22 protein-coding genes are annotated in these 24,487 nt (G+C 38.5%); 15 read left to right on the top strand and 7 right to left on the bottom strand.

The genetic code is table 11. The features are described from left to right. The first annotated feature begins 48 nt into the window (after positions 1 to 48). On the top strand, positions 49 to 1,515 hold the full coding sequence (locus R8495_RS07610) for a ribonuclease H1 domain-containing protein (protein WP_317634877.1): 1,467 nt from the start codon (positions 49 to 51) through the stop codon (positions 1,513 to 1,515). A gap of 11 nt (positions 1,516 to 1,526) precedes the next feature. Then, positions 1,527 to 1,862, top strand: a complete 336-nt coding sequence (locus R8495_RS07605) for a hypothetical protein (RefSeq protein WP_317634876.1) — start codon at positions 1,527 to 1,529, stop codon at positions 1,860 to 1,862. Here R8495_RS07605 and R8495_RS07600 read toward each other — a convergent pair. The 5 genes from R8495_RS07600 to R8495_RS07580 form a co-directional block, all read right to left on the bottom strand. Continuing rightward, on the bottom strand, positions 1,859 to 3,796 hold the full coding sequence (locus R8495_RS07600) for a cation:proton antiporter (RefSeq protein WP_317634875.1): 1,938 nt from the start codon (positions 3,794 to 3,796) through the stop codon (positions 1,859 to 1,861). The two genes, R8495_RS07605 and R8495_RS07600, sit on opposite strands and share 4 nt — an antisense overlap. Positions 3,797 to 3,937: 141 nt before the next feature. Further along, entirely contained in the window at positions 3,938 to 4,477 is a 540-nt protein-coding gene (locus tag R8495_RS07595) for a 3'-5' exonuclease (RefSeq protein ID WP_317634874.1), read from the bottom strand. A gap of 6 nt (positions 4,478 to 4,483) precedes the next feature. Next, positions 4,484 to 5,239 (bottom strand): exodeoxyribonuclease III, encoded by a 756-nt coding sequence (locus R8495_RS07590; protein ID WP_317634873.1) that lies wholly within the window; start codon positions 5,237 to 5,239, stop codon positions 4,484 to 4,486. Continuing rightward, positions 5,236 to 6,237 (bottom strand): LTA glycolipid anchor biosynthesis glycosyltransferase, IagA/BgsA family, encoded by a 1,002-nt coding sequence (locus R8495_RS07585; RefSeq protein WP_317634872.1) that lies wholly within the window; start codon positions 6,235 to 6,237, stop codon positions 5,236 to 5,238. The genes R8495_RS07590 and R8495_RS07585 overlap by 4 nt, the downstream gene beginning before the upstream one ends. Before the next feature lie 98 nt (positions 6,238 to 6,335). Further along, positions 6,336 to 7,529: a CAP domain-containing protein gene (locus R8495_RS07580; protein ID WP_317634871.1), complete on the bottom strand. Its 1,194-nt coding sequence runs from the start codon at positions 7,527 to 7,529 to the stop codon at positions 6,336 to 6,338. A gap of 47 nt (positions 7,530 to 7,576) precedes the next feature. Here R8495_RS07580 and R8495_RS07575 point away from each other — a divergent pair, with 47 nt between their 5' ends. From R8495_RS07575 to R8495_RS07520, 13 genes are all read left to right on the top strand, one after another. Beyond that, positions 7,577 to 8,449 carry an aldo/keto reductase gene (locus R8495_RS07575; protein ID WP_317634870.1) on the top strand — a complete coding sequence of 291 codons (873 nt, stop codon included), beginning with the start codon at positions 7,577 to 7,579 and terminating at the stop codon, positions 8,447 to 8,449. Between the two features lie 40 nt (positions 8,450 to 8,489). Then, positions 8,490 to 9,164, top strand: coding sequence for a prepilin peptidase (locus R8495_RS07570; RefSeq protein ID WP_317634869.1), 675 nt, complete (start codon positions 8,490 to 8,492; stop codon positions 9,162 to 9,164). A 51-nt stretch (positions 9,165 to 9,215) separates the two neighbouring features. After that, entirely contained in the window at positions 9,216 to 11,051 is a 1,836-nt protein-coding gene (locus R8495_RS07565) for a PTS mannitol transporter subunit IIBC (RefSeq protein ID WP_425613272.1), read from the top strand. A 10-nt stretch (positions 11,052 to 11,061) separates the two neighbouring features. Beyond that, complete coding sequence (locus R8495_RS07560; RefSeq protein ID WP_317634867.1) at positions 11,062 to 11,514, top strand: PTS mannitol transporter subunit IIA; 453 nt, start codon at positions 11,062 to 11,064, stop codon at positions 11,512 to 11,514. Then, positions 11,514 to 12,662, top strand: a complete 1,149-nt coding sequence (locus tag R8495_RS07555) for a mannitol-1-phosphate 5-dehydrogenase (RefSeq protein WP_317636615.1) — start codon at positions 11,514 to 11,516, stop codon at positions 12,660 to 12,662. Before R8495_RS07560 ends, R8495_RS07555 begins: the two co-directional genes overlap by 1 nt. A 19-nt stretch (positions 12,663 to 12,681) precedes the next feature. Further along, positions 12,682 to 13,374 (top strand): deoxyribose-phosphate aldolase, encoded by a 693-nt coding sequence (gene deoC / locus R8495_RS07550; protein ID WP_317634866.1) that lies wholly within the window; start codon positions 12,682 to 12,684, stop codon positions 13,372 to 13,374. A 265-nt stretch (positions 13,375 to 13,639) separates the two neighbouring features. Beyond that, positions 13,640 to 13,828 carry a MerR family transcriptional regulator gene (locus R8495_RS11190; protein ID WP_425613242.1) on the top strand — a complete coding sequence of 63 codons (189 nt, stop codon included), beginning with the start codon at positions 13,640 to 13,642 and terminating at the stop codon, positions 13,826 to 13,828. Between the two features lie 32 nt (positions 13,829 to 13,860). Beyond that, positions 13,861 to 14,073, top strand: a complete 213-nt coding sequence (locus R8495_RS07545) for a hypothetical protein (protein ID WP_317634865.1) — start codon at positions 13,861 to 13,863, stop codon at positions 14,071 to 14,073. 12 nt (positions 14,074 to 14,085) lie between these two features. Beyond that, positions 14,086 to 18,348 carry a chitobiase/beta-hexosaminidase C-terminal domain-containing protein gene (locus tag R8495_RS07540; protein WP_317634864.1) on the top strand — a complete coding sequence of 1,421 codons (4,263 nt, stop codon included), beginning with the start codon at positions 14,086 to 14,088 and terminating at the stop codon, positions 18,346 to 18,348. A 9-nt stretch (positions 18,349 to 18,357) separates the two neighbouring features. Continuing rightward, positions 18,358 to 19,635, top strand: coding sequence for a WxLIP family cell surface protein (locus R8495_RS07535; RefSeq protein ID WP_317634863.1), 1,278 nt, complete (start codon positions 18,358 to 18,360; stop codon positions 19,633 to 19,635). Then, positions 19,632 to 20,114 carry a WxL domain-containing protein gene (locus R8495_RS07530; protein ID WP_317634862.1) on the top strand — a complete coding sequence of 161 codons (483 nt, stop codon included), beginning with the start codon at positions 19,632 to 19,634 and terminating at the stop codon, positions 20,112 to 20,114. Before R8495_RS07535 ends, R8495_RS07530 begins: the two co-directional genes overlap by 4 nt. 19 nt (positions 20,115 to 20,133) lie before the next feature. Further along, positions 20,134 to 21,429 (top strand): hypothetical protein, encoded by a 1,296-nt coding sequence (locus R8495_RS07525; protein WP_317634861.1) that lies wholly within the window; start codon positions 20,134 to 20,136, stop codon positions 21,427 to 21,429. 259 nt (positions 21,430 to 21,688) lie between these two features. Then, positions 21,689 to 23,674, top strand: coding sequence for a BspA family leucine-rich repeat surface protein (locus R8495_RS07520; RefSeq protein WP_317634860.1), 1,986 nt, complete (start codon positions 21,689 to 21,691; stop codon positions 23,672 to 23,674). A gap of 202 nt (positions 23,675 to 23,876) precedes the next feature. Here R8495_RS07520 and R8495_RS07515 read toward each other — a convergent pair whose 3' ends face one another. Both R8495_RS07515 and R8495_RS07510 read right to left on the bottom strand, forming a co-directional pair. Further along, positions 23,877 to 24,191 (bottom strand): type II toxin-antitoxin system YafQ family toxin, encoded by a 315-nt coding sequence (locus R8495_RS07515; RefSeq protein WP_317634859.1) that lies wholly within the window; start codon positions 24,189 to 24,191, stop codon positions 23,877 to 23,879. Further along, complete coding sequence (locus R8495_RS07510) at positions 24,191 to 24,469, bottom strand: type II toxin-antitoxin system Phd/YefM family antitoxin (RefSeq protein ID WP_317634858.1); 279 nt, start codon at positions 24,467 to 24,469, stop codon at positions 24,191 to 24,193. The genes R8495_RS07515 and R8495_RS07510 overlap by 1 nt, the downstream gene beginning before the upstream one ends. Between the last annotated feature and the right edge of the window lie 18 nt (positions 24,470 to 24,487).

Raw genomic sequence — 24,487 nt, 5'->3', positions numbered from 1 at the left:
TGATAATTCTTTTTTTCTCGTAATCTATATACGTAGGAGAATTATAAAATGAAAAAATTTTATGCAGTTTATCAAGGTCGTAGACCAGGAATTTACGATAATTGGCCGGATGCGGAAAAGCAGGTTAAGGGCTTTTCAAACGGGGATTATCGGGGGTTTAATGATCTCATTAGCGCTAAAGAGTATTTAAAAAAATGTCACGCCAGTCCCGTTATTTCAGTTGAAGATGCCCTAGATCTAATGGATTTAACTAAAGAACAAACTTTTGACGAAGTTTTTGCCTTTACCAACGGCGGATATGACCGCACTAATAATGTTTGTGCGTGGGGCGCTATTTTACTTACTCGAAAATTAAATGGCAAGTTAGAACAAAATAACTTTTCGCATGTGATTGACCAGGCTCAAATTCAAGTTAGTAGTTTGGCAGGTGAAATTCAAGCGGCAATTTCTGCAATTGGCTGGGCGGTCAAGCAAAACTATAAGTCAATTACTATTTTTTATTCGTATCCAGGACTTGGTAATTGGGCAACAGGGGTCTGGCGTCCTTTAAAGGCTGAATCGAAGAAGTATGTAGAGTTTCTAAGCCTTCAGCCAACGGATTTCAAAATTAATTTTAGGAAGCTTCCAGCGCGATCAAGATTTAAATACCGAGTACAGGTGAAACAGTTGGCTCAAGCAGCTTTGGTCAATCAGTCAGCTCGGACAAATTCGGACGGTTCGGTTTATTTCAATTACGTGGGTGAAGGTTGGCTAAAAGAAATAATTAGTTATTTGACAGAACTTCAATCGCCGATGAATTTGAAAGTTGAAGAAGTGAAACTCAAAAATTCGACCTTAAAGCGAACATTAACGTTTGCTGATCAGCGAATTGTGATTACCAGTTATCTAAAAGGCAGCATTTATGTACAAGGCGACCCGGCTCAGTTTCTCATGAGTTTGGTAGTGTCTATCATTGTGTCGCATATTCAAAGTACAAGCGAGATTGTTGAAGTACTTAACGATTACTATGCAAATATGACTACTCAACAGGAGGTTGACAACGAGTTTAAGGCGGTTTTTCCTCACGTTAACTCTAAAAATATGACTGATGAAGTGCTTGCGACAATTAAAAATATTGCTTATAACTTAAATTTTAAAGGAGTGAAACCTGACTATTCAGATTTGCTTTTCCCGCTTTTTCGAATTGCGGACTATCTTTTGAATCAACAAGTGCGAAAATATTATCCCACGGCAGTGCAAAAGAAACGTTATGTTAATTACGGACAAATTTTTAATATTGGAGCTAAAGGAAAAAGCGTTACCATCAAGAAAAAGTTTTTAGATCAAATTAATTGGAACAAAGAACAAAAAGCCTTATATTGTGAAATCTATCGTGATTATTATTATTTGCGTAATCAACTATTTCATTTCCCGTCCAACCCAGAGATTGTCTTGTTTTATGATTCTATTTATGAAGTGAAGCGGATATTGCGCGCAGGCGCATTAGTTATTGATCGATATTATGAACTATTTTGAAAGGAGGCTTGATGAACACTTATAAATTAACTTATTTAAGTGATGATATTTTTTTGGCAACGGCTTTACAGCCCTGGTTTGTACCAGATCGATTACTGTCAGCATTTGAAAAATCACCTCAAGTTAGAGAAATTGTTGCTGATGTGATCTTACTCAACGGCGGGGGCAAAAGGCGGTTTATGACTTATCATTTGGTGGAAAATCAAGTTGAACTGGCGCAAAGAGGAGTGAAGATTGATCAAAGAAATTTAATTTCTTTAGCTAACCAGGTTCTCCGCGAATTTCCAGCCGTAATTGATCTTTTGCCAGTCAGTAGTGAATATCGAAAAAGTATTTTTGTAGATTAATCATCAGATGTGATGTAAACGAATTGATCAGTTGATATTTTCTCACTTAATGCATGAATTAGTTCAGCAGAGCAGATTTGCTCTTTGGCAATCATTTGCAAGTAAGAATATTCATACTGAAAAGCAGAAATTAATACTTCTTGTTCGTTGGTATTCTTTTCAGGTGTTTTGTTAATCCTTTGATGCCGAATTTCATAATAGCGGCGAAGAATTTTGAGGCATTTTGGATCGCTAATTTTATCTTGCTTCAAATACTTGAGAACGGCTTGATAACCCCATTTTTCCATTAATTTTGCTTGATTTCGGTATTCTGTAGGATTCTTCTTGATCAAGTGAGCGGTCCGCCAAATATTTTGATTAACATAGACGTTTGAAAAAATTTTCCAATCCAATTTGAGTCTCATTTTAGGAGTTAAGATAACTTTATGCAGACGTAGAAGCTGTTTGGCGTTATAATATTCGGCGAAATTTTGTTGAATCAATTGTTTGTGGGCATAATAGCGAATAACTTTGATTTCCAAACCCAAACATCTTTGAAATAATTTGGATACTTTTTTAATTGTATTGTGGTCATTTGGTCCTCTTTGAGTGTGTAAAATTGAGATGACTTGGCTTAAGGTCAGAGGATCGATCTTCTTTTGTTCTTTTAATTCTTGAATCGCGTAGTCAATCATTTGTGCTAAAAGTCCGTTAAATTGTTGTTCGTTAAATGAATTTTTCTTATGAGGCAAAAATAAAGGCAACAGAAAAGTTGGGACAATTAAACTTAGGATAATAATGGTTTCTGCTAGAAAGATTAGGTTCGTGCGAAGAGGAAATGGCTGATTTCTAAACGTTATAGGTAAAGAAAATGCCATTGCTAGGGTAATTGTTCCGTGAATTCCGCATAAAGCAATAACAGCACTATTTTTAAGATTATTTCTCTTTAAAGGCTTGCCAAATTGGACCCAAATGAATCGTAAAAGCGTCATTAAAATATAAATAATTAAAGCTAGAAATAAAAGCGTGCCAGGGTTCAAACTATCGGAATTAGCGAGTTCGATCATATTACGAGGCAAACTAATTCCTAATAAGACAAAAGTGAAACCATTCAACAATTGGGATAAAATTTCCCACATACTGCTTAAAACCACCTGATTAGAAGTAGAAGTTAAGCGCAATCTTTTTTTGTATACTCCTTGGATAATACCAGCTGAGACAACTGCTAAGATCCCAGAGAAATTCAATTCTTCAGCGCTTAAATAGACCAAAAAGGGAGTTAAGAGGTTAATTGAGGAAATTGTCGCGGCTGAGTTGGGTGAATGTTGTTGGAAGAATAGTTGTAACGCCCCACATAACGAACCTAAAATAATTCCACAAACAATCCCACCTCCAAAAACTACAATGAAATTAGCGATTCCTCGGATCAGAGAAAACTTACCAGTCATAAAAGCAGTGAGTGCTAAATCAAGAACTACGATTCCTGCTGCATCATTAAACAACGATTCATTTTCGATTTTTTCACGAATAGATTGAGATATTTCGAAATTGGCGGTAATCGAAGATACAGCAACTGAATCAGTCGGCGTAATGATTGCTGCGAGACAAAAAGCAAGCGGGAGGGCAATGATTGGCCAAATTGAGTGAAGGAAAAATCCAATTACTAAAACAGTTGCAACGGTCAAGACTACTGCTAAAGAAATTATTGATTTGAAATGCCGTTGAAGGCTGACGTGTGATGTGTTTTGGCCCTCGTTAAACATTAACGGGGCAATTATTACTAACAGAAAAACTTCGGGCGCTAGATGAAATTTATTGAACTGGGGTAGCCAAGAGACAAGAAATCCGGCCCCAATTTGATAAAAAGCTAACGGAATTTGGGGTAATAGCGGATGAATTATATTTGCAATTACGGTTGCTCCAAGGAGTAAAATAACACTAATTACTATTTCCAAAAACTTCTCCTCCTTTTTGGTTGCGATCAATTTATTATTTCAAAGCTGTCCTTTAAGGTCAAATAAAAAGCAATCAGCTCCGTCTCATACGACGAAGAAGATTGCCATTGCTCAAAATCAGTACTTCTTATAAAAAAAACTCTAAAAACTTCGAACCATTCCTTTTAAGACAAAATCACCAAAGTGTTTCTCTTGAGTCAAAAGAATTTGCGCACAAGCGATCGCGTCATCGATTGATCGATGATGGTGCGGCAGATCAATTTTTAAGTAACGGGTCATCGCATCAAGTGAGTGTCTACGAATTTCAGGATAAAGTTTGCGCGAGGTGGTAACTGTATCAATACTTAAAACCGGTTCAAAATAAATATTGTAGTAATTAGCTGTTGCCCGTAAAACTCCAAGATCAAACGGTGCATTGTGGGCTGCAACAAGACAATCTTGTTTGAAAAAGTATTGAATATGGGGCCAAATCTGATCAAAAGTTGGCGCATTGGCAACATCTTCATTAGAAATTCCGTGAATTTTTTGGGTGTCGGGAGTGATCGGGGTCGGCGGATTGATCAGTGAGTAGAAGGAATCTTGAATTTCACTGTTTCTTACAACAGCAAGGCCTAAAGAGCAGGCACTAGACCGTTCATTGTTGCCAGTTTCAAAGTCAATTGCGACAAAATTTAAAGTCATCGTTAGCTACTCCGTAATTAAAACAACTGGGCAGTGGTCAGATCCCAGATAATCGTTGAGGATTTGGGCATCTTTAATTTTTAGTTTGCGTTCTTCATTATTAGAGACCAAGAAATAATCGATTCTCCAGCCAGCGTTATTTTCTCTTGCGTGCCCTCGGTAGCTCCACCATGAATATTTACGCACATCTGGATAAATACTTCTAAAACTATCAGTGAAACCAGAATCAAGTAATTCGGTCATCTTGCTGCGCTCTTCATCAGTGAATCCTGCATTGTGATGGTTGGTTTTGAAATTTTTGAGATCAATTTCTTCGTGCGCTACGTTAAGATCACCACAAATGATGACGGTTTTCTGCTGTTTAAGTTTATTGACATAATTTCTAAAAGCATCTTCCCACTTCATGCGATAAGCTAGACGTTTTAACTCAGAGCCAGAATTTGGCGTGTAACAGCAAATCAAAAAGAAATCTGGATATTCAAGGCGAATTAATCTCCCTTCGTTGTCGAATTCTTCCACATCCATCCCAAGGTGAACAGAGATGGGTTTGATCCGAGTCAAAATGGCAGTGCCAGAATATCCTTTGCGCTCGGCGTAGTTAAAATATTGATAATAACCAGGAAGATCCATCGTTGCTTGGCCTTCTTGCATTTTAGTTTCTTGTAGGCAAACAAAATCGGCGTTCAGCGAGTTAAATTCTTCGATAAAATCTTTTTTTAAAATGGCACGCAGGCCATTAACGTTCCATGAGATAAATTTCATTTTAAAACCTCTTCGTAAATGGACTTTAATTTTTGTCCAATGCTTGCAAGATCACGTTCTTGGGCGACTTCAAAACCAGCATCAGTCAAATCAGGAATTTGATTGTTCATGATTTGTTCAATCTTGAGATTGAAATCTTCGTTGTTTTTGCCTTTGTAACAGTTTACTCCGTCAGAAAGCCAAGGGTCATAGACTGGAATGTCACGCAAAAGAGTTTTACTGTGGCTGGCCAGAGCTTCTAAGACAACAATTCCTTCGGTTTCCTCATTAGAAGGGAAAAAGAAGAGATCACAACCAGTGTAGGCGCCAGTTAACACATCGCCGTTAATAAATCCCGGGAAAATCACATTATCTGGGTGATCGCGTTTGATGGTTTCTTGGATATCGTGTGTTAAGAGATATTTAAATGTATCACCAAACCAGATAAATTTATACTGAGGAAATTGTTTGGCTACCTCAACAAAATCTAGGATTCCCTTGCGTTTAAAAGGCAAAGCCACACAAATGATCGTTTTGTCTTCCGGTGACAGTTTAAAATATTCACGGAATTTATTGATCTTAGCTTGGTCTTTCTGGTAATCGTTAATTCTAATGCCATTTGAAATTGGAGTGATTGGCACTTTAATTCCATAATCCAACAATAACGACTTCGAATAAGGGGTCGGGGTGAGAATATAATCAGCACTTGAGTAAAGGTTAATTAACCATTTCTTTAAAATCGGAGCGACCGCATTGGACCCAAAATAAGAATTTCTAATATCTTCTTCAGTGCTGTGGGCATGATAAATAACGGGCTTTCCTTCCCTTCGCGCCTTATGGATAATCTCTTTACTTTTAATTCCAATTGTATTGATATGTAAGATATCGTAACTATCGTTAGGATTTAATGTATAGTCAACATGAGCAAGCTCAAGCGCCTCGCGTTGGTGTCTAAGGGCTGAACCGATCCCAGATTTTGCAATTAGATTAGCGTTTTCGAAATATAAGCAAACTTTCAAAGAAATATGGCTCCTTTCTAATTGTTATAGTATCTCATATAACGAATTAAGGAGGCAAACAATCATAAAATATTTTTAAAATTTCCAGAATTAATCGCTTAATTTAGAATCGCATAGTCCGATTGGATCCATTGATTTTTCCCTACGTTATAAAATCCGTTCTTTTTGCCCATAACTTTCCATTGAGTCCCTGTAGGCAATTTTTGCTCATAAAATCCGCCAAAAGTACTCGCGTCTTTCCAAAGGTTAACCCCAAAGCCAGGAATGTAATTGATTGTTACAACGCCATCCATTGGTTCCATTGAATCGATCGGAGTGAAGGAAACGTATTCTGAACGAATCCACTGATTTTTTCCAACATTATAGTAGATTTCATTTTTGGTATTGGTTGCGCGCTGAAAAATTTTCCAACCAGTGCCGTGAGCCAAGTATTGGCCAGTTGAAGAACCACCAGGTTCATCATAAATTGCAATTCCATATCCTGGCACGTAATTTATGAAGCCGATTTTTGAAACGTCTTCAATCGTCCACTCGCTAACATTTCCACTTTCTGGTGCACCTGATTCAGTTCCATTGGGATTTGCGGGAGTTTTCGTGTTAGGTCCAAATTTACTATCAGCAATTTGATCTTGACTGATTCCCTGTTCATTATAATGGGCAGTTAAATATTCTTTATTTGTCATATCATAATGCGTCGGCCAAGAGGTGTCGTCAACACCGTTTTGATTACAGTAAAGATAGTATCTGTTGAGCAGATCTGGATCAGTGCTTGGGCGATCGTCAATGAGCGTCATTGCCGTCCAAAAGCATCCGTTAGCAGCATCGTAGGCAACTCCAATGCCAACTTTATTGATAAATGGAGCAAGCATATTCTTACGGTGACCAAAAGTTGGAACGCCCTTGTCGTCATAAAGTTGGGCGACGACATTTTTGGCATCAGTGTTGGGTCCACCGGTAAAAGGAGTCATTGCTAAATTTTCTGATGTCCAGCTATAGTTGCTGTTCTCATAGCGTCCCTCGTGACTTAAACTGCCGTTGGCTCGCTGAGTTTCAGCACGAGCTTGGGTAAAAGGCATCAATATTGGATCAGAGGTAACTGGCTGCAAATTATTTTGCGAGCGAAGCCGATTCATTTCGGTCAGAATTTTTTGAGCCCAAATTTCTTGGTTAAATTGATTCAACGCACTTCCTGCTTTTAAAGAGATATTTTCAGCATGAACGGGGGTGAGGGAACCTGCGGCATTGAGCATTAAAGCCATTGCCGCCGATATCAAAATTGTTTTCTTTTTCATAGAATAGATTGTAGCATGAATTTGGCTATAATTAACTGTGGAGGTACATGATGGAAACAGATTATTATCAGTTAGCAAATGGCGTGAAGATCCCAGTCGTTGGTTTTGGGACCTGGCAATCAGCTAACGGCAAAGAGGCTTACAATGCTGTGAAGTGGGCGCTAGAGAGCGGATATCGCCACCTTGATACTGCTGCCGTTTATGGCAACGAAGAGTCAGTGGGCAAGGCAATCAAGGATTCGGGCATCAAAAGAGAAGATATTTTTCTTACCACGAAGCTTTGGAATTCCCAGCGTGGGTCCTACGATAACGTTTTGCGGGCATTTGAAGATTCTTTGACGCGACTCGATCAAGATTACGTTGATCTTTATTTAATTCATTGGCCGGTGCCAACGGAGTTTGAAGATCGTTGGGAGCAAGTTAACGCTGAAACTTGGCGCGCAATGGAAGAAATTTATCAAAGCGGCCGTGCAAAAGCGATTGGCGTGAGTAATTTTAGGGCCAAGCACTTATCTGAACTCCAAAAAACTTGGCAGATTGCCCCGATGGTAAACCAGATTTTCTTAAATCCAGGCGATCCAGAAACTGAATTGGTGAAATTAAATCAAAAATTAGGCATCTTGACGGAAGCCTATTCGCCGCTAGGAACGGGGAATTTATTAAATAATCCCGTGGTCCAAGAAGTTGCTCAAGCACATCACAAAAGTGGAGCGCAAGTTTTAATTCGCTGGTGTTTAGAAAATAATTATTTGCCACTGCCCAAATCAATTCACGAAGAATACATTCAAGATAATGCTAAAGTATTTGATTTCTCGTTGACAGAATCCGATCACCAGAAATTAGCAAGTCTAGCTGGGACAACGCCTCAGCATCATGATCCTGACCATTTGGATTTGTTAAAAGAAATTCATTTTTTATAATTTTAAAAAAATCGCGTAATTTATGTAGGGAGGTTGAAATATGTTCTTCATTCTTACTTATTTTTTGGGAGCCTCGATTGGCTCCTTTTTTGGTTTAGTAGAAACACGCTTGGCTCATCATCAATCGATTGTTCTGCCGCGTTCGCATTGTGATTACTGTGGGCATTCACTAAATGTAGTTGATTTAATTCCAACTGTTAGTTATTTGATTTTTCGCAGAAAGTGTCGTTATTGCCGTCGCCACTATGACTCGTGGTCTTTTCAAGTGGAGTTGTTTTTAGGAATTGCTTTTTTACAACTTAGTCTCAATTTTTCTTGGCAGGTGCTGCTGATCGATCTGGTTTTGAGCTATTGCTATCTTAGTGATCTGCGTGAACAAAAAATCTTAACATTTTTGCCAGTCGGTTTAAGTTTAGTGCTGTTACCAGCGCAATTTTCATTTGTCCCAGAAGCGCTATTTTTAGTAGCGCTTGTAACAATTGTAAGTATCGTTACGCAAGGAATGGGAGCAGGGGATTTAATTTTGTTGTTCCCGCTTAGTTTAGTTTTAGGAATTAGAAGTGTGAGTCTACTTTTATTAATTGCTTGCAGCTTAATAATTTTGGTCTACTTAATTGGTTCAAGACCTCGGCGAATCCCGTTTGTTCCTTATTTGGCTTGGGCATTTATAATTACAAAATTTTTTCAGCTTAGCAAGTTGGAAATGCTTCTTTAAGTTTGTTAAGATCTGCTCTATAATTTGGGTGATAACATATAGAAGGAGAGAATTTTGGAAAATACAACGACAGAAACTTCGCGCAGTAGTGCTCGCGTTAAGGTTCAGAAGTTTGGTAGTTTTCTATCTAGTATGGTAATGCCCAATATTGGGGCTTTTATCGCTTGGGGCTTGATAACTGCTATTTTTCTGTATCCTAATGGTTGGTTACCAAATGAACAGATTGCATCACTGATTGGGCCAATGAAAATTTATTTATTGCCAATGTTGCTTGCTTACACTGGTGGTCAGTTAGTTGACGAAACTAGAGGAGCGGTCACAGCTTCAATTGCCACGATGGGTTTAATCGTCGGGGGAGGAGTTGCGTTAAATGGGGCATTAGATAAAGCAACGCCAATGTTTATTGGGGCCATGGCAATGGGGCCTTTGGCCGGTTGGTGTATTAAGAAATTTGATGAGTGGGTTGACGGAAAAATCAAACGCGGCTTTGAAATGCTGGTCAATAACTTTTCAATTGGAATAATTGGGATGCTTTTGGCAATTGTTGGTTTTTATGCAATTGCGCCAATTATGAATTATGCAACCAACGTTTTAAAAGGCGGAATTGATTGGTTAATTCAAAGAAATTTGATTCCGTTGATGAATATTATTATTGAACCAGCGAAAGTATTATTTTTAAATAACGCAATTAACCAGGGAATTATGACGCCAATCGGAATTCAGCAAGCTGCAGGCTCGGCTGGAAAATCGATTCTATTCTTACTTGAACCAGATCCAGGTCCTGGACTAGGAGTTCTTTTGGCTTATGCACTGTTTGGTAAAGGTGAAGCAAAAGCGAGCGCGCCTTCAGCGATTATTATTCATTTCTTGGGCGGAATTCACGAAATTTATTTCCCATATATTTTGATGAAACCAGCTCTGATTTTGGCAACAATTGCTGGTGGGGTGACGGGAACTTTGACTTTCAGTATTTTACACGTTGGCTTGCAAGCGCCTCCATCGCCAGGTTCGATCATTTCGATTTTATTAATGTCGACTAAAGATCCCGCAAATTATCTTGGAATTATTTTAGGCGTTGCATTAGCTACCGTCGTATCATTCTTGATCTCGGCGATAATCTTAAAACGTGATAAATCAGGAAATCAAGATTTAGCAGCTTCGACGGCTGCGATGAATCAGATGAAATCCCAAGGTAGCACAAGTTCAACCGTTGCAGCTGAACCTAGTGAATACAAAGATATTGATAAAATTATTTTTGCCTGTGATGCTGGAATGGGATCTTCTGCCATGGGAGCTTCCCTTTTGAGAGATAAAGTGAAAAAAGCTGGCATTGAAATGTCAGTAACAAATGTAGCAATCAGTAAATTAAAAGATGAACCAGGTCAATTAGTTGTAACTCAAAACGAGTTAGCTGATCGGGCGGCAGAAAAAGCGCCCCATGCTCTAAGAATAGCGGTTGATAACTTCTTAAATAGTCCTAAATACGAAGAAATTATTATGAACTTGAAACTTAGAGATCAAGTGGAACCTAATAAACCAGCAGCGAGTCAAAGTACAGTTAAATACGAGAGTCAAGCGGTTAGTCCGATTGAGTCCATTGATTTTACTAAAGTTAAACAGATTATCTTTATTCGTCATGATCAACATATTGGAACGTCGACGATGGCTTTGTCGATTCTAAAAGATAAAATCCATAGTTCTGGTAAAAAGACAGATGTAGATGCTGTGAAAATTCAAGATATTGAGGATGTTAATACAACCCTTGCAATTGTCACTAAAGACGCATTGTCGAACGTATTAGCACGGTATTCTGATATTCAGATTTTAGTAGTTGATGATTTAATTAATACTTCGGTCTATGATGAATTAGTCGAAAAGTTGCAGTAGGAGAGAGATATTGAGTGCAAATTTAAATATTGATGATAATTTGATCCTTTTGGATCAGCATGCCGCAACTAAGGAGCAAGCCATTCGATTGGCTGGGAATTTGTTGGTCGAAAATGAATACGTTGAGGCGCCTTATGTAGATTCGATGATTGAGCGAAACAAAGACGTTTCGGTTTACATGGGTAATTTTATTGCGATTCCTCATGGGACAGAAGATGGCAAGAAATATATTAAGAAAACTGGGATTTCAATCGTTCAGTTACCTTTTGGGGTTGATTTCTCTGAAGACCCTGAGGTCGAAAAAGTTGTTACGGTTGTTTTTGGGATCGCAGGAATGAATAACGAACATTTAGATTTACTTCAAAAAATCGCAGTTTTCTGTAGCGATCTAAATAACGTTGTGAAGTTAGCAGATGCTCAGAGTAAACAAGAAATTATTGAAATGTTAAAGGAAGTGGAGTAATTTTGAAAAAAGCAGTTCATTTTGGAGCAGGCAATATTGGTCGAGGTTTTGTGGGAGAAATTCTCGCAGAAAATGGTTTTTCAATTGATTTTATCGATGTCAACGAGCAATTAATTGAAGCGTTAAAGAGTCGCCATACTTATGATATTGAGCTGGCAGATCAAACTCATCAACACGTAGTGGTGGACAATGTATCGGGAATTAACAATGCCACAGATCCAGCGGCTGTAGTTGAAGCAATTGCTAAAGCAGACGTTGTCACGACTGCGATCGGCCCTAATATTTTGCCGCGGATTGCGCCATTAATCGCCGAAGGTCTTGATGAGAGATTGAAGAATAATGAAGCACCACTTGATGTAATTGCTTGTGAAAATATGATTGGTGCTTCTCAGGCATTAAAGGCAGATGTTTACAAAACTCTTCAGAATAAAGAAGCAGCTGATCGTTTCGTTGGATTTCCTAATGCAGCAGTTGATCGGATCGTACCTGCTCAGAACCACGAAGATATTTTGATGGTAACGGTTGAACCTTTCCACGAATGGGTCGTTGATGCATCGCAAATGAGAAACGCTGACTTAAAGTTAGACGGGGTTCATTATGTGCCCGATTTAGAGCCTTATATTGAACGTAAACTTTTCACAGTTAACACTGGACATGCAACAATTGCATATATGGGTTACTATTTAGGTTACGAAGATATTAAATCAGCGATTTCCGATGAGTCAGTTTTGGCACAATTGCGGGCAGTACTCGCTCAAACTGGTGGCTTGTTGGTTAAAAAATGGAAGTTTTCTGGCAGCGAACTTGAAACTTACCAAAATGAAGTGATTGCAAGATTTATGAATCCAGATCTTTCTGATGCAATTAGCAGAATTGCCCGCACCCCACTTAGAAAATTAGGATACGATGAACGGTTTATTCGACCAATTCGCGAAACTGATGGACTAGAGTTGCCAAACGATGATTTAATTGATACGGTAGGAATGGTTCTTCATTACCAGGATTCAGGTGATGCCGAAGCCGTAGAATTACGTAAAATGGTGGACGGAGCAAGTGATTTAAATGCAGTCATTGAGAAAATCACGGGGCTGCCAGCAGGTCCACTGGTTGAAAAAATCAAATCAGCTTACGATAAATATGTAAGATAAGATTTTTGGAAGGAACAAAATGGCTAATTACACCCTTGATGATCTTGCTCAGATGATTGATCATACCAATTTACATGCTGATGTGACTCAAGCTCAAATCGAACAGTTATGTCTTGAGGCAACAAAGTATCATTTTAAGACAGTGACTGTTAATTCAGTTCAAACGAAACTTTGTAGTCAGTTTTTAGCTGAGACTGAGGTTCTGGTGGGGGCAGCAATTAGTTATCCTTTGGGCCAGACGAGCATCCCAGCGAAGGCTTTTGAGGCAGAAGATGCAATCTCTAATGGAGCAAAAGAAATTGATTATGTTTTGAATTTGTCGGAATTAAAAAATGGTAATGACGATTATATTAAAACAGAGATGCAGGTGGTGTTTGATATTTGTAGCACGCGAGATGTCATTTGCAAAACCATTTTTGAAACGGGTTATTTGACCGACGAGGAGATTGAACGGGCGGTGCAAATCGCATTGCAGGTTAATCCAAACTTCATTATAACTGGTTCGCAGAAAGCAAGTGTTGAAGATGTTAAATTGCTGAAAGGTTTGGTAGGTGAGAAGATCAAAATCAAAGCAGCAGGCGGCATTGATAATCTGTCAACAATGTTATCAATGATTCAAGCGGGAGCTCGAAGGATTGGCACTTCTTCAGGGATTAAAATTATTGAAGAAGCGAAAATGTTATCTGATGAAACAGATGTAATTATGATTTAGAAATTGGCGTTGATATGAAAATATCGGCGCTTTTTTTCTGCCAATTTTCAATTTTTAAAAATGTCCGAACTTGTAATTTTTATATATGTAACTTATTATTTACTGAACTAGACGCATAAATAGAAATTGAGTTGAGTTCATTTCATGGAAATATTTTTTTAATAATTGAAATTAACTGCAAGCTTGTTGATTCGCTCCTTATATATTTGCATTAAATTTAGTATCTTGTTTTTTGATCCTTGACCTTGAACTTAACTTTAATGATATGCTAAATGAAATTTATAAAGGCTGGAAGTACATGAATATTAATGAATGTTCCAAATTAACAAAATGCTCAAAAGCTACACTTAGATACTATGATAAGAAAAGCATTGTCACTCCTTCGCGTGATATCAATGGCTATCGCGATTATTCCAAAGAGATGTTAAAAAAATTAGGATTGTTCAAACTTTAAAATATGCAGGACTGTGCCTTGATGAAATTCAAATGGTCTTAAATTTATTAACTTCTCCAGCAAGTGACAATTGTTATAAAAATTCTATTTCTTTTCTAAAAGATAAAAGTAAACAATTTGAAGATCTAATCAAGTTTTACCAAGATTTAAATTCAACAACAAAAGAAATAATGGAAGCTGTAAAAGATAAGAAATTTGAGCGAGCTGATCAATTACTCTGGAGTATAAATTGTGAAGATGAATAGGGGAAGTAAAAATTGAAAAAATCAAGGATAAAACTTTTACTGTTGCTTCTTACGGCGGGTATTATCCTTATTTCTGTGTATAAAATGATTGATCTTTCAACTACTCGCGCGCAAGAACAAGGCGAATTATTACCCAATCAAATCGAGTTAAAACCGGAGATGATTCGATTGGAGTCCGGGGTTGCAACTCTTGAGGAAGATTTAAAGAACCACAAAGGTCTAGCAACTCTTATTGATACGCAACGAAACGTTAAAAGAAATCAATATAATGTACTCCAATGCATCAATGAGAATTTGATGGCTGAAAAGGGACAGTGGCTCTATAACGGGGGATACGACAAAGACGATAAAGATCCCAGTGATCCAACCAAGGCTCTTCCTGAGCAGTTTGATTCAGGAACCGTGGCAGACAGTTCATTACTCCCGACTAGAATTTATTTTGATTTAGGCAAAGAGTATGATATTTCCTCTTTTGCTTTCTACACGAGAAATGGTGCTGTGAACGTCGATTTTCAAGTAGATTACGGAGAACCGGGGAATTGGACAAAATTTCAAAATCAAGATGCTAAGCCAGTCTACAATAGCTGGAATGAGCGGAAGGTTCAAAACGTCAAGACCAGATATATCAGAGTTCGCAGCAGTCATGGCCCAGAAGTAAAAGGACAAGCAGCCTATGAATTTATATTATTTGGGACTGCAACTGGCAACACCGGGAAAGAACCGCCTAAGCGTAATTTAATCAAGGTCAACAAGAACAAGGCATATAACGTCTTTGGTTATGCACGTGTTGGTCGGGCTTCTGACCAATTTGATGAGCAACCCACCGATACTTCAATGTTGGATGGTAAGGGTCTTCCTAATTATGTCCCGAAGACGAGTTTTACTGTTCGAGATATTGATGGCTCTCAATTAGATGGAGTTTTTGATAATAGTAAAACTCCAAAGAACCAAGATGAACAAGATCAAAAAGATAATCTTAAATACGTAACAGTTTTGGATTTAGAAAAAGAGCACTCGATCGAAGAAATTACAATGTATGAGAATATGACTTCGGGTCTCTACAATGGAACTAAGCTGAGATTGTCTTATGGGAAACCTTCCATAAATGGTAAGGGTGAAGCGTGGACCGAGATCGGAACCATTGACATTAAGAAAAAGCATCGCGGTTGGTTCCATATGAATCTCAAAGATAAAAATATTAAGACCAGATATCTGAGAATTGCCAAGTCATCAAGTGCCAACATTAGCGAATTTGTCTTGTGGGGTCAACCAAGCGATGGTATTCCTAACAACATTAAAGATCCTGAACCGATTAAACCGACAAAGCAGGTCACCATGGATAAATTCATGGGAATGAACGGTAAGCATATCACTTCTAATACGATTTTTGAGGCGGGTGGAACTTTCCGTGAGTACCATAAATGGCATTACAATGCCGACCGAGAAGATGGCTTTAAGTCAATTTTCTCTAGAGGCGATATTACTCAGATGTGGGGACTTTATGACGGTTCAAAGAATTTCGATGGTTATTTCAATAGTTTGAACAAGTTAGGAATTGATACTTTAATAACTCTAGAAAATTCGACCAGTAAATATTACCCGGACGAAGACCCTGAAATGCAGCATAAACCAGGGATAAATACAGCTCAAGATACAACACCCAACTTCGCAGGAGCTGATCGGAATGACCCTGCGTCATTCATTGACCACGCAGAAGCAATGTATAATTTTGGGGCACGATACGGAAGTAACAAAAATATAACTATTAATGATGTTGTTGTTTCAGAGAATGAAAGTGCCAAGGATTTATGGGGTCAAAATACAGTTAAGTATTTTGAAAACTGGAATGAACCGAATTCCGTTTGGGAAGCACGGAGAAAATGGTTTGTAGCGAGCGAGTTTGCGGCAATGACCAGTGGAGATTATGACGGACATCGAGGCACACTTAAGAATGCTAAGGGGAGAAAAGTTGGTTTAAAAAACGCCGATCCAAACGCTACTTTTGTTCTTGGAGGACTTGCCGGAAATAATATCGATTACATCAAAGGAATGCAATTTTGGTACCAGAACAATCGACAAGACAACATATTTCCAGCCGACGTGATCAATATGCATCAGTACCAGGAGAAACATTACCCCGAGGATACTGATTTTAAGGAAGAACTCGTCAAAACAGTCGATTACGTCCAAAGATATTTAACCACTGACGGAAAACCAAGAGAAGTTTGGTTGACCGAGTTTGGTTATGATACGTATCAAGGTCCGTTTAAACCGCAATCTGCTAATCAAGCGCCTTCTCTTACGGCTCAGTCCAATTGGAATATTAGAACGTTTTTAATTGCTTCAAGTGCAGGAATTAGTCGCGCACACATGTTCATGGACGTTGATCCAGCAGTAGACAACAATGAATGGTCTGTTGGCGGAGATTTAACCGCTGGAATGGCGCGAAATGCCAAAATGGGTAACACCAGAAAGCCTTCGTATTACTCAATGTACGCTACCAAAACGGCTTTAACCGATTACGTTTTTGATGCAGTGATAGAAGAAAAGAAGAACGATGTTTACGTTTACCGTTATAGAAATATCAAGAATGGTCGATATACTTATGCAATTTGGAGTCCAACGAACGAGACAAAAATTGGTGAAAAAAAGGGGACCTATACATTAGAAAATATTGCTGCTCCTTTCGTCACGGAGACTCGCTATAACGATTATTCGACATCGGGAGACACGGTTGTCCGTAATGTAACTAACAATAAAGTCGACGTTGATGTTTATGAAGCACCAGTTTTCGTTGAGGTGTACGGAAATAACGAAAAATATGTCGAAGTTCCAAAGACGGAAGTTAAACCGGACGCTTATAGCCACGAAGTGTACACAACGCTATCGACTGAAGATCCTAATGTGCAGATTTATTACTCAACAAATGGTCAAGACCCAGTTGCTCAAAATCCGAATAGGATTTTTTACACTCCTGGTACGAAGATTAAGATAACGAAATCGACAAATATCAAAACGATCGGGGTCAAAAATGGGGTGACTAGTAAGGTTGCTCACTATCCTTATCAAATTGATACCAGACTCATCTCAAGTAAGGAAAAAGAGGTTAATTATAACAAAGGAGACATTGTTACAGAGGCGAAATTTCTAAAAGATATTGGAGCAAAACTAGGCGCTAAAGTAAATGAAATAGCAGCTGGGGGTATTTGGAAGATTGAATCTGATTTTTCTAGTGTAGTTAAGCTAAATACGCCTGGCGTTTATTATGTGAAAGCTATCGCCAACCATTACAATAGTGATAATTACAATTCCGATATTTCGTCGCCACTTTTAGTCAAGGTAGTAGTCGAAGGAACGCAGACAAATTCAACCGTTACTGAGAATTACCAAACCGATCTTGGTGCTCAGATCAAGGCGCAAACTCAAACACAAATTGGAGCAGACAAGAAATACACCAAGAACGTCCCTGCAATAACAGGTTATACCTATTTGGGATATCGGATAGGTAGCGGTGAGTTGATCCGTAAAACGACTTCTCCAGTTACGCTGACCAATATTGAAGAAATCACCTACGTATATGCGTTAACGAGCACGATGAGTTCAATTTCTGTCAAATATCAAGATGCAGCTGGAAAACCGCTGGTAGTTGGTGGAACTGAGATTGGCCCCAAAATAATTAAGGGTTCTCCTCAAACTGAGTATAATTTGTTCAAAATGAAAGAGATTCTTCCTGAAATTTACAATGGCGAAGCGGGGAACTTAGTGAATCAAGGCTACTTTTTGACAAGCGATGGTACTCCAACAACTGTGAGTGGACGATTCCCAGCTTCTGGTACGGTGTTAGAGGTTGTCTTCAAGTTCTCTGGGACGTTGCAAATGACTGTTCCTAGCCAAGTGAAGTTTGAAGATGGTCATAAGGTTTCAAATAGCAAGCAAACAGTCCTGCAGGCAGAAGATTGGCAAATCCAAGTTAGAGACCGCAGAACAAATGATAGTCTCGGATTGTGGTCACTTAGTGCGAAACTTTCTAAATCTTTTGTCAATGGAGACGGGGAACAACTAGCTGGACAATTGCAATATAAACCAACGCAAGCTCCAGCAACTCCAATGGAACTGAATAGACCAATAGTCGTTCATAAGCATACAAAGAAGGAATCTCAGACGACGGTGAAGTGGACAAAATCAGCAGGTTTTCAAATGGAGGTTCAGGCATCCCAAGCTAAAGCTGGTAACTACAAGGGCGAGATCATGTGGGAATTGGCAATTGAGCCTTAATAGAAGGAGGTGAGGGCAATTAAAAAATTTATACTAGCTTGTTTAATTCTTGTACATATTCTTGCTCCTAGTCAAGTTAAAGCTGCCGAAAATCCAAATTCCGACTTCTTTGTCCATCCGCAGTTAAGCGAAAAGCAATTAAGAGGTGTTAGTGATTTTTTTGATGTACTGATGGAACCGCAAGAAACACACACACTTCAACTTAATGTGTACAATAATGCCGATCAAGTCAAAGACTTTTCGATTCAGTTAGAGAATACGATCACTAATGATTTTGGGGTTATTGAATATTTGCATAACGCCAAAGAATATGACAAAACTTTGAGATATAAGTTTACAGATCTCGCTATATCAGATTCTACGGTAACTGTTCCTGCTAAAGGCAGTGCACCAGTTTCAATAAAGGTCAAGATGCCCAATGAGAAATTGGATGGAATCATATTAGGTGGAGTTCGAGTGTCCGGCAAGTCATCTGACCAGAAAAAAATTGGCAAATCAAGTGGCATTACTAACGTATTTTCCTATGTTATCCCAGTCAAGCTGAGGCAGAACACTAAAGAAGTACCAAATAAGTTAAATTTCCTGAGCGTAAAAGTCGGCAAGCAGAATTATAGTAATGTTGTCAAAGTTCGACTTCAAAATCCGCAACCAGAAATTCTAAGAGATTTAACTTTGACAGCTACAATCTATGACGAATCTGGTAAGAAGGAGGTTTATCCACCTCAGACAAATGAACTGAAATTAGCTCCAAACTCTAACTTTGATTATGCTGTTTCACTTGGAGATGGCAAGATAAAAGCCGGTAAATACTTTGTGAAGCTAAACGCCAAAGCTAAGGAATTAGATAAAGAGTGGAAGAAGCCGTTCCAGATTACTGAGGCGCGAGCCAAAGAATTCAATGATGATTTTGCTTTAAAAGAAGGAACGCCGAGTCATATTAGTACGCTAACCATTGTAATTTTGCTCTTAGTAATAATTTTGCTTTCACTAACAATTTACGTGATTTTCTTGCAAATTCGAAAGAAAAAGGCAAAGCATCTGATTTTCTGGTTACTGATAGGTAGTGCACTTAGTTTAGCCACGCTTGATAATCAGGTTTATGCCGAGAACGTAAGTGAAGCAACGATTCAGCTTATTCCAATGGATGAAAAAAATGTTAAAAAGAAAGAAACAAAGCAGGATTTGCCTGCAACAGGAGAGCGACATTCTGTGATTAATTCAGTCGCAGGCTGGTTTTTAATCGGCGCAGCAGGTTTTCTAATAAAGAAAAGGGAGATAAAGAAATGAAAAAAGAAAAAGGTTTAATCGCAATATTAGCTGTAGGCACGTCTTTAATTAGCGGGGGAGCAATCGCTTATGCAGATAAATCTGAGGCAGTGTTGAGCTTGACTGCCCCAGATCCATCGGGTTCACTTGCATTTAGTAATATTTCTACTAACGCTAAAATCACCTTTGCTAGTACAAAATTGAATGAGACTCAACAAACTGTTTCGGAATCAACTCCTGGAACAGCTGAAACAAATGGTTTTTTGAAGAACGGGATGCAATTGAAAATTATGAGTGCAAACGTTGCTGGCAAGGGAAATCATACTCATACGCAGGTGACTTTAAGTAATACAGCACAAAACGTTTTCTCAGGTAAATATGAATCAGGCGTAACTGCGAAAGAAGTCACTTTAAATCCTACTTTAACTATTCCAGCAAGCTTCACAACCGGTGGGAATTACAAAGCGGACTTAGAGTGGACATTAACTCCGAACGTTTAATCTATCTGGGGGTTGCCTTGTGAAATCATTTAAGAAATTGGGCTATATTATAGCGACTATAGGGATTGTTGCTATGTTGATTTTTGTTTTGAATCCAAAGAAGAGAAGTCAGGCAGCTGATTTTCCACAAACCACTTTAGAGAAAAATAAGAAGAAAGAACCAATTTTTACAGATCCGACTCAAAAATTATCCTCCAAAATAATTACACCACGGGAAGTACCTTTAGACACTAGTTCAACTGTTGTTCAAACGGGAAATTTCCGGATGAGCGGTACAGGAATTTGGAACACTACTGAAGGACGGAATGAGGTTAACCTTAGTTGGGATAAACCTTCAAACCTTAGTGGAGGGTTTCATGTTGAAATGGACACGAGTAGTTCGTTTGCTAACAAGGAAGAAGTTGGAACCAATTACGGTAAGAAGATTAAAATTCTAAATGTTGGTGCGCAATATGCTACGACTGGACAGTGGTTTCGTGGATGGATGAAGAATCTTAAATCAGAAGATGGGCAGTCTATTGATAAAGGGTTGTTTGAGATTGATGCGATTTGGCTCGGCAATTTCAATAGTAATCCAGAAAGTGTATTGAAGAACCCTGATGGAACTTACAAGTACGATGCAATCTTCTTTGGAGCTTCAGATTGGAATTCAGATAACTATAATAAATACAATCAGGATCTAAATGAGGCATCTTATCAAGCAACGAAAGCTTTCGGTGATACAGGTCGAGCGATAACATTTGGTCATGACACCATTGAAGGAGCCGCTTTTGATGTTGAGACAGGTAGCATGCACAATGGGGATCCTTACCACAAGTATTTTAATCGTTTTGCTTCTAAAGTTGGTTTGTCGGTATCATCTGCATATTTTGCTCTTGGAAGTGATCGACTTAAGGTTGCAACCTCGGGCTCTTTGACGCAAGAACCATATTATTTGGATCCGACGACGGTTTATACAATTTCACCCTCGCATAACTTCTGTTCTTATTATATGTATCAATCAGGTGCAATTCGTTGGATGAAGTACGATGAAGCCACTTTACCAACAAACTACTGGCGAGGCGGCAACAGCTTCGTAACTTACGTTAAGGATTCCAACGGAAATGTTATTGCAGATAATAATTGGTATCTAGTTTCAAAAGATAACTACGCCCAAATTCAAACAGGACACACAACAAATAAATGTTCGGTGCAAGAAGCTAAGATCATTTTCAATATGTTGTACTATACTTCTAGCTTAAATACAAGCACGACCGGTAAGGCGATAAAAAGCCAAGGATACCACTGCGCCCGAGGCACCGAAGGTTACCGCTAGCAAGCAGGTTCTTACTGACGATAGCATAACGCTTACGATTGGAGCTAAAGATCTCGGGACGGATTTCTTCTATCGAGCACGGGCGGATACTGCAACAGGAGGTTCTTATTCAGATGTAATTAAGATCCCTGCTCTTAGTGGTCTCCAAGGCTATGTTTATACAATTGATGGCAACCCAACGTCAACGCCAAATGTCACAATCGATTCTACAACAGGGAAAGTTTCTAATATTAATTTAAGACCAGCGACTGGGACGGATGTGACATTGAATGTAGCTCGTAATAATTACGATAAATATCTTCATATTGTAGCAATCGATAACAATGGCAACGTATCTTCTACAGCAAATATCAAGCTGCTGGATTATCTCTGGTGGAACGTCGATAGTAACAATGTCTTGACGATCTATCCGCATGAGTTGAATTTTGATGTTGATAAAAAAATATTTAACTCGGGTAACAATGTCTCTACGACACATTGGCCGTGGTATCTTGTCAGAGGTCAGATAACCAAAACTTTAATTAAGCCAGGAGTAACGTGCGGTAATAATTTATCTGAATTATTTTCTGGAATGGAAAAGATGAGTTCGATTGAAGGCATAGAGAACCTTAATACGAGTAACGTTACAAAAATGAATTCGATGTTTCATAGTTGTTATTTGCTAGCAAGCCTTAACGTAGCGAACTTTGATACAGCATCTGTGACTGATATGGAGATGATGTTTGAACGGTGTAGAGCGTTAACGAGCCTTGACGTAACAAACTTCAATACAGCATCTGTTATTAACATGCGTTCGATGTTTGAAGAATGTACGTCGTTAACAAATCTTGATGTCAGGAACTTTAATACTCAATCAGTTACTAATATGATGTCAATGTTTAGCTCGTGCCAGGTGTTACCAAGTCTTGATGTCAGAAACTTCAACACCACATCTGTAACTAATATGGGTTTGATGTTTAACGGCTGTACGTCTTTAAAAAATCTTGATGTAACAAACTTCAATACCACATCTGTGACTAATATGGTTGGGATGTTTAGATGGTGTAATTCGCTAACAAGTCTTGATGTAACAAATTTTAATACAACTTCTGTGACTAATATGGGTGAAATGTTTAGTTTCTGTCATGCGTTAACTGATCTTGATATCACTGGCTTTGACACGAGTTCAGTAACTAATATGAGCGAGATGTTCAGACTTTGTATGTCTTTGCCAAATATTGATGTGAGTCAATTAAAACTGGACAAATTTACTGATATTAGTCATATGTTCGAAAACTGTTATAAATTGAAGAGTATTGATGTGAGCAATTTTAATACTAAATCCGTGACTGATATGAGTTTTATGTTTGACGGTTGTGAAGCATTGACTAGTATTAATTTAGGTGATTTTAAAACTAATGCGGTCACCAATATGAATTATATGTTTCGCGATTGCAAATCTCTAACGAGTCTTGATTTGAGTAAATTTGATCTCAGCAAAATAGTTACGACTACGTCGGGCAGCATATTTGAGCAATCGGGTTATAGTTTTATGTTGGGTAATACATCTGCGCTTTGGAAGTTAACGCTTGGTCCGAAGACTAAATTTCCTGATGTAACTGTTGGTGGAATAGTTAGTTCTGCAGATTTGAGTAACCCAACTCCCGGGACAGCAATTAAAGATTTAGCTAAGCCAGTGCCGCCTAATTCGCAATATTATGCTGCAGACCCGCAGTGGCGTGAGGTTAGCACTCCTGGATCTGAACATGCACCAGATGGAGCGGCAAAGACGGCAGCTGAGATCCTAAGTGAGTCGGCGACCCGCAATGATGTTAGAACATACGTTTGGGATCAAACTGGACGTGTGTTGTTAGAAGCGCCGACCGCAATTGATTTTGGGGCGCATCGAGGATCTGTGCGGAATCACAACTACGAAAGTGATAATCAGAAGTTTACGGTTACTGACAACCGAAATTCTCGCAAGAATAAAAAATGGCGAATTGAAGGAGCAATGACGCAGCCGCTAACTAAAGGAACCAAAAGAATTACAGGCAATCCGCTGCACCATAAGAACGGCTCGGGAGAGGAAACTAATTTGACGCCAGTAGCGACACAACTAGCTGAGAAGGTAATTCCAGGCGTGTTGTATGAAGATACTTGGGAAGAACCGTGGAATTTAATTTTTAAGGCAACAGCGAATGAGCTTCCCGAAGCGGGAAGTTACAGCGGTGAGGTGACGTATACACTGCTTGATTCGACTCCTTAAACTCAAAATAAATAAATCGGCAGGAAAAACAAAAAACTTAGATGCGTCTTCTAAGTTTTTTTGTTAGTTTAATCACTACAGCTCTTCTAATTCTTTCATTAAGTCGTTATGATCTTTGTAGGATTGGTCAATAAAATTGTCTATACCTTCAGTAAGTAAAGAGCTATAGTTTTGTTAATTTGACGAAAAAGATAATTCTTTTTTAAAATAATTTACTGTGAGAGCCGACCCTTACGTCAATTAAAGTTAACTCTTCTTCTTTGATGTAATAAATAACAATAACATCGTTAATTTCGTTTGGAATCTTACTTTTAGGGGTATCTCTCAAATGGAATTCCCGATATTCTGATAAGTTTTGATTTAGACGATGGTCATTAAACTCCGGTGGTAAATGACCAATTTCTAATAATAGTTCAATAGCAGCTCTAACTTCTTCAACGATAGTTCGATCCATTTTTGCTAATCTTTTTAAATCAGAATTAAATGTTTTTCGTGGTTTAAATCTCAGCGGCGCCATTATTTAAATTGATTCCAATATTTATCGTCTGATTGAACAATTTCATCATCGGGTAAAACCCCTCGTTTGATTAGTTGATCTCTTGCAATTGCGTAGTCAAGCGATTCCTCTTTGGCTTTTAAGGCAGTTTCAATATAATTCATCTTTTCTTGTGAAATAACGGCAACTGAGCGCCCTTTGGATCGAGCAATATATACAGTCTCGTCTTGTTCGTTCACTTTGTCTAAATATTTCTTGAGATGTTCTCTGAAATCACTTTGAGTTAATGCTAATGTCATTTTGTTCCTCCATTTCGT

The sequence above is a fragment of the Xylocopilactobacillus apicola genome (genome assembly GCF_033095985.1).
GTDB classification, from domain to species: domain Bacteria; phylum Bacillota; class Bacilli; order Lactobacillales; family Lactobacillaceae; genus Xylocopilactobacillus; species Xylocopilactobacillus apicola.
Note: the sequence above shows the minus strand (reverse complement) of the source record. Positions and strands in the feature narration are given on the sequence as shown.